The organism is Vicinamibacterales bacterium (assembly GCA_035699745.1).
In the GTDB taxonomy this organism is placed as follows: domain Bacteria; phylum Acidobacteriota; class Vicinamibacteria; order Vicinamibacterales; family 2-12-FULL-66-21; genus JAICSD01.
Map to the genome: position 1 here is coordinate 21588 of DASSPH010000008.1, position 6003 is coordinate 27590.

The following is a 6003-nucleotide window of genomic DNA, read 5'->3' on the forward strand; positions in this document are numbered from 1 at the left end:
AGCGCGTCAGACCCCCTGGGCCAGGTTCTCGAACCGCGTGTGTTCCTTGATGAAGGCCAGCTTGGCGGTCCCGATCGGGCCGTTGCGCTGCTTGCCGATGATGATTTCGGCGATCCCCTCGGCCTCCTGGTTGGGCGTGCCGTCGGCGTTGCGATACTGCTCTTCGCGGTAGATGAACATGACGACGTCGGCGTCCTGCTCGAGGGCGCCCGATTCGCGGAGGTCGGACAGCTGCGGGCGGTGATCGGAGCGCGTCTCCGAGGCGCGCGACAGCTGCGAGAGCGCGACGATCGGAATCTTCAGCTCCTTGGCCAGGCCCTTCAGCGACCGCGAGATCGAGGCGATCTCCTGCTGGCGGCTCTCGAACCGGCCGCGCCCCTGCATCAACTGGATGTAGTCGATGATGAGCAGGTGCAGGCCGTGCTCGGACTGCAGCCGCCGCGCTTTCGCGCGCATCTCGAGCACGCCGATCGAGGCGGTGTCGTCGATGAACACGCGCGCCTCGGCCAGCGTGCCGAGCGCGTGCGAGAGACGGCCGTAGTCCTTCTCGTTCAGGTAGCCGCTGCGGAACCGGTGGGCGTCGATCCGCGCCTCGCCGGTCAGCATGCGCATGAACAGCTGCTCTTTCGACATCTCGAGGCTGAAGAAGCCCACCGTCATGTCGGTGTTGATGCCGACGTGCTGGGCGATGTTCAGCACGAAGCTGGTCTTGCCCATCGACGGCCGCGCCGCCACCAGCACCAGATCCGACGGCTGCAGCCCGGACGTCATCTCGTCGAGATCGACGAAACCGGTCGGCACGCCGGTCACCAGCCCCTTGTGCTGCTGCAGCTTCTCGATCGTCGCGAAGCTGCTCTGCACCAGGTCGCGCAGCGGCGTGAAGCCCTCGCGGATCCGATCCTCGGCGATCTCGAAGATCGCCTTCTCGGCGCCGTCGAGAATCAGGTCGGCATCGTCTTCGGCCTGGTAGGCGTCGGCGAGAATGCGGTTCGCCGAGTGGATCAGGCTCCGCAGCGTCGACTTCTCCTTGACGATGCGGGCGTAGTGCTCGACGTTGGCGGTGCGCGGAACGCCGTCGGCGAGCGACGCGATGTAGGCCGGGCCGCCGACGTCCTCGATCTCACCCGATCGGGTGAGCTCTTCCTTGAGGGTAATCAGATCGATCGGGTCGTTGCGCTCGCTGAGCGCCACCATCTTGTCGAAGATGCGGCGGTGCGCATCGCGGAAGAAATCGCGCGCATCGATCAGCTCGGCGGCGTGGTTGAAGGCCTCGTTGTGAATCAGGATCGCGCCGAGGACCGATTTCTCCGCCTCGAGATTGTGCGGAAGCGTGCGATCGGGAGCTGCGGCGGCGGCGATCTCGGGCATGGGCGGGAGAGAGGACTATAGCAAATCGGACGATCGGGTGATCGGGTCATCGGGCGATCGATCAGCCGATCCCCCGATGTCCCGGTCACCCGATTTTGCGGTCTTCCGACCTACTTCGTGTCGGCGACGACGCGCACCTTCACCTGCGCGGTGACGTCGCGATGGACCTTCACCGGCACGCTGGTCTCGCCGAGCGCCTTGAGCGGCTCCGGCAGCGCGATCTTGCGCTTGTCGATGTCGAATCCCTTCGCCTGGAGCGCCTGCGCGATGTCGGCCGAGGTCACCGAACCGTAGAGGGTGTCGTTCTCCCCCACCCGGCGGGCGATCTCGATGTCCAGCGCCGCGACGCGCGCGGCAATCGCGTCGGCGGCGGCGCGCTCCTCCGCGTCGCGCGCCTCGGCGAGCTTCTTCTCGCGCTCGATCTGCCGCTTGTTGTTCTCGGTCACGGCCAGCGCCAGCTTGCGCGGCAGCAGGTAGTTGCGCGCGTAGCCCGGCGTGACCTTGACGACGTCGCCGCGGCGCCCGAGGTTGTCGACGTGCTCTCTCAGTATCACTTCCATATGCAGTTCCTGTAACGGTTTGACGCTCCGGCACAAAGGCCACGAAGATCACGAAGACCACAAAGTGTCTTTGTGATCGTTGTGATCTTCGTGACCTTTGTGCCGGAGCGTGAGCCGTCGGCCTTAGTCAGTCACGTACGGAATGAGCGCGAGCTGGCGCGCCCGGGAAATCGCGGTCTGCAGCGCGCGCTGGTGCTTGGCGCAGGTCCCCGAGATCCGCCGCGGCTGGATCTTGCCGCGCTCGGGGATGAACGGCGCCAGCAGGCGGACGTCCTTGTAGTTGATGTAATCGATCTTGTCCGCGCAGAACTTGCAGACCCGGCGACGCCGGAAGAACCCGCCGCGCGGGCGCTCGCCCTTCGCCTTGTCCTTGTCGTCCTTCTTGCCGCCGCGGCCGCGGCCGCCTCCGCGCTCTCCGCTCATCGCGTCCCCTCCATGCCTTCCAGCGCAATGTCCCCGGTGTCGTCGTCGTCACGATCGCCGCGCCGTTCGCTGGGCAGCGGCTCGGGCGGCAGCCCGCGGGCGGTGCGCCGGCGCGCCTGCGTCTCCTTGCGCTCGCTGCGCAGCCGCTCGGCGACCCGCAGATCCTGATCGATGCGCACGGTGAGGTGGCGGATGATCGTGTCGGTGACGCGCAGCCGGCGATCGAGCTCTTTCATCAGCTCGCCGGAGCCGGTGATCGTCTCGATGACATAGGTGCCCTCGCGGGCGTGGCCGATCTCGTAGGCCAGCTTGCGGCGGCCCCAGTTCTCCGTCTTGTCGAGGGTGCCGTTGAATCGCTGCACGATCTGCTCGACCTGCGTGTGCAGATCGGCGATCGCCTGCTCGCTCGCGTCGGGCGACACGATGTAGACGAGCTCGTACTGTCGGTTCTGACTCATGACTCTCCTTCTGGACTGAGCGGGAACCTTCAAATCTGGAAATTTGGAAATTTGGAAATCTTCAGATCTCCACATTTCCGATTACCCGATTTCCAATCTGCCTGGTTCCAAGGAGACAGTGTTTAGTTGTCTTCCGCTTCCTGTGGCCCGCTTCCGGTGTCCGGTTTCCGGTTGAACCGGTTCATCGCCTCGGCCGGGCCGTCCGAGACGAAGATTTCTGCGGCGTCGGCCGCCCGTTCGATCGCCTCCGCGATCGTGGCGCGTTCATCGGCATCGAACCTCGCGAGCACGTGGTCGGCGAGGTCGCGCCGCTGATCGCCGCGCCCCACGCCGATCCGCAGCCTGGGGAACGCCTCGGAGCCGAGCGATCCGATGATCGACTTCAGCCCGTTGTGGCCGCCCGCCGAACCGGACGGCCTTATCCGCAACCGCCCCGTCTCGAGCTGCACCTCGTCGACGATGACGAGCAGATCGGCGGGATCGATCTTGTAGAACTGCAGCAGCGGGACGATCGCGCCGCCGCTCAGATTCATGAAGGTCAGCGGCTTCGCGAAAATGGCGCCGCCCATCCTCCATGGGGCCACCATCGCCTCGATGCCGCGCGGCGCCGCCGCCCACGGGGCCCCGTGGCGGTCGGCCAGCAGGTCCACCGCGTCGAAGCCGACGTTATGCCGCGTCCTCGCGTATTCGCGCCCCGGATTGCCCAGCCCAGCGATCAGCTTCACCAGTCACCAATCGCCAATCCGTCAATCGCCAACCCGTCAATCGCCAATCCGTCGATCGGCAATCTGCAATCGGCAGTCGCCAATTACTTCTTGTCTTTCTTCTCGCCCTCGTCCTCTTCCTTCTTGCCCTTCTTGATGACCTCGGGCTCGGCCGCCGCCGCGCCAGGCACCGCCGCCACGACAGCCGCTTCGGCCGCCGGGGCTTCCTCGACCTTCACGGTGACGACGTGGACGATCATCGTGTCGGGATCGCTGACCGGCTTCCACTTGCCGTCCTGCTGAAGGTCGCGGACGCGAATGCCCTGGTGCAGCATCAGCTCGCTGATGTCGATGTCGATGTGCTCGGGAATGTCGGCCGGGAGACACTCGACTTCGATCTCGCGGTTGACGAAGTCGACGATGCCCCCCTGCTGCTTGACGCCGCGCGGCTCTCCCTTGAGCACCACCGGCACGGTGACGGTGAGCATCTTGTCCATCGCCACGGCGTAGAAGTCGGCATGCAGCAGCCGGTGATCGATCGGGTCGAGCTGGTACTCCTTGACGAGCACCTTGCGCGCGGCGGACAGGCCCGCGCCCTCGAGGCCGATCAGCGTGTTGACGCCGGATTCCGAGTGCAGGATGCGGAGCAGCACCTTGGGATCGACCGCGATCTCGGTCGCGGTGTTCTTCTCCGTGCCGTAGACGATCGCGGGGATCTTGCCCGAGGCGCGCAGACGGCGCGCTTCGTTCTTGCCGCGGCCGTCTCTCTTCTCTGCTTGCAGTGTGGCTTCCATGTCAGTTACCAGTTTCCAGTTCCAGTTGCCAGTTGCCAGTTGCCAGTTGCCGGTTTCCGGTTTCCGGTTTCCGGTTTCCGGTTACCTGTTTTCAGTTTCCCGTGTTTCGGCGTCAGTTACCGGCGACCGGAAACCGGTAACCGGCAACCGGTCAGACGAACAGCGACGACACCGACGTCTCTTCGTGAATGCTCCGAATGGCCTGCCCGAGCAGACGCGCGACCGAGAGCTGCCTGATCTTGCGGCAGCACTTCGCCCGCTCGGTCGACAGCGGGATGGTGTTGGTGATGATCACCTGATCGATCGGCGCGGCTTCGAGCCGCTCGATCGCCGGACCCGACAGCACGCCGTGCACCGCGCAGGCGAAGACGCGCTCGGCCCCGTTGGCCTTGAGCGCGTTGGCGGCCTTTACGATCGTCCCCGCCGTGTCGATGATGTCGTCCTGGATGATGCACGTGCGCCCGGCGACGTCGCCGATCACGTTCATCACCTCCGCCGTGCCGTCCTCGCTGCGCCGCTTGTCGATGATCGCCAGTTCCGCGTCGAGCCGCTTGGCGTAGGCCCGGGCGCGCTCGGCGCCGCCGGCGTCCGGCGACACGATGGTCAGGTTCGGACTGTCGAGCGTGCCGAGGTACTGGATGATCACCGGCGCGGCGAACAGGTGATCCACCGGGATGTCAAAGAACCCCTGAATCTGCGCCTTGTGCAGATCCATGGTCAGCACCCGATTCGCCCCGGCGGCGGTGATCAGGTTGGCCATCAGCTTCGCCGAGATCGGCACCCGCGGCTTGTCCTTGCGGTCCTGCCGCGCGTATCCGTAATACGGAATCACCGCGGTGATGCGCGACGCCGACGATCGGCGGAACGCGTCGATCATCACGCAGAGCTCCATGATGCTTCGATCGACGTCCGCGCAGGTCGGCTGCACCACGAACACGTCGGTGCCACGGATGTTCTCGTCGATCTGAAACGAGCACTCCGTGTCGGGAAATCTCTGCAGCCGCGCATGGCCGATGGGCACGCCGAGGAACTCGGCGATTTCGGCGGTCAGTGCCGGATGCGCGCTGCCGGAAAACAGCTTCAGCTGTCCGCGACTCATAGTCTGACGGGGCCCCGCCCCCACCGCCCTCGCCGCGGCCGCCGCTCACGAAAGCGGATGGTTGGGGCGGAAGGATTCGAACCTTCGAATACGGGATCCAAAGTCCCGCGCCTTACCAGCTTGGCCACGCCCCATTATTCTCCGGGGGAATATCGCCCCTCGAAGACTATCGGGACCCTCGGGGCGCTTCCCCCGGACCCCCTCGCTCGCTCCACTTGCAGGGACTCGGTGCCCTGCGCCGCTCCGCTCGCGGCGTCACCGCATATCGGCCCTGCGGAGACCATCGGGACCCTCAGGGCGCTTTCCCCCGACCCCCTCGCTCCACCCAGAGCTTACGCCGGCTGCGGCGCTTCACTCTCGATCGGTCCTAGACCACGTCACAGAGCACGGTTACAAAGGGTTAAGTGTAGCCGGTGCATGCGGCTGTGGTCAAACGCGACGGGTGACCGGACGGGCCTTTTGTTCGTGCTCGGCGCGCGACACCGTGCGGGCGAGGAATGCTGCCGCCCCTGCGCGCGAAAGGGGATGCAGCGCGGCAGCGGCGGCGGGCCGCGTCCGGAACAAGCCGAATACGGCCGAGCCGCTGCCCGACATCGC

6 protein-coding genes, 1 tRNA gene and 1 pseudogene are annotated in these 6003 nt (G+C 65.9%); all 8 read right to left on the reverse strand.

Annotation, left to right across the window (positions count from 1 at the left end):
• Positions 1-6 precede the first annotated feature (6 nt).
• The 8 genes and pseudogenes from dnaB to VFK57_00880 all read right to left on the reverse strand — a co-directional run bounded on the left by dnaB (position 7) and on the right by VFK57_00880 (position 5540).
• Complete coding sequence (dnaB, locus tag VFK57_00845; GenBank protein ID HET7694227.1) at positions 7-1368, reverse strand: replicative DNA helicase; 1362 nt, start codon at positions 1366-1368, stop codon at positions 7-9.
• Positions 1369-1478: 110 nt separating this feature from the next.
• Positions 1479-1928: a 50S ribosomal protein L9 gene (rplI, locus tag VFK57_00850; GenBank protein ID HET7694228.1), complete on the reverse strand. Its 450-nt coding sequence runs from the start codon at positions 1926-1928 to the stop codon at positions 1479-1481.
• Between the two features lie 123 nt (positions 1929-2051).
• Positions 2052-2264: pseudogene (rpsR, locus tag VFK57_00855) on the reverse strand (30S ribosomal protein S18).
• Positions 2265-2347: 83 nt separating this feature from the next.
• Positions 2348-2809 carry a 30S ribosomal protein S6 gene (gene rpsF / locus VFK57_00860; GenBank protein ID HET7694229.1) on the reverse strand — a complete coding sequence of 154 codons (462 nt, stop codon included), beginning with the start codon at positions 2807-2809 and terminating at the stop codon, positions 2348-2350.
• A 122-nt stretch (positions 2810-2931) separates the two neighbouring features.
• Positions 2932-3534, reverse strand: a complete 603-nt coding sequence (pth, locus tag VFK57_00865; GenBank protein HET7694230.1) for an aminoacyl-tRNA hydrolase — start codon at positions 3532-3534, stop codon at positions 2932-2934.
• A gap of 83 nt (positions 3535-3617) precedes the next feature.
• A complete protein-coding gene (locus VFK57_00870) occupies positions 3618-4307 on the reverse strand; it encodes a 50S ribosomal protein L25 (GenBank protein HET7694231.1) in 690 nt (229 codons plus the stop codon).
• A gap of 151 nt (positions 4308-4458) precedes the next feature.
• Positions 4459-5406, reverse strand: coding sequence for a ribose-phosphate pyrophosphokinase (locus tag VFK57_00875; protein ID HET7694232.1), 948 nt, complete (start codon positions 5404-5406; stop codon positions 4459-4461).
• A 58-nt stretch (positions 5407-5464) separates the two neighbouring features.
• Positions 5465-5540: transfer RNA gene (locus VFK57_00880), tRNA-Gln, on the reverse strand.
• Between the last annotated feature and the right edge of the window lie 463 nt (positions 5541-6003).

Bases quoted from the DNA above. Each gene is read 5' to 3' on its own strand.
- dnaB (HET7694227.1), bottom strand. From the start codon at position 1,368: ATGCCCGAGATCGCCGCCGCCGCAGCTCCCGATCGCACGCTTCCGCAC.
- rplI (HET7694228.1), bottom strand. From the start codon at position 1,928: ATGGAAGTGATACTGAGAGAGCACGTCGACAACCTCGGGCGCCGCGGC.
- rpsF (HET7694229.1), bottom strand. From the start codon at position 2,809: ATGAGTCAGAACCGACAGTACGAGCTCGTCTACATCGTGTCGCCCGAC.
- VFK57_00870 (HET7694231.1), bottom strand. From the start codon at position 4,307: ATGGAAGCCACACTGCAAGCAGAGAAGAGAGACGGCCGCGGCAAGAAC.
- VFK57_00875 (HET7694232.1), bottom strand. From the start codon at position 5,406: ATGAGTCGCGGACAGCTGAAGCTGTTTTCCGGCAGCGCGCATCCGGCA.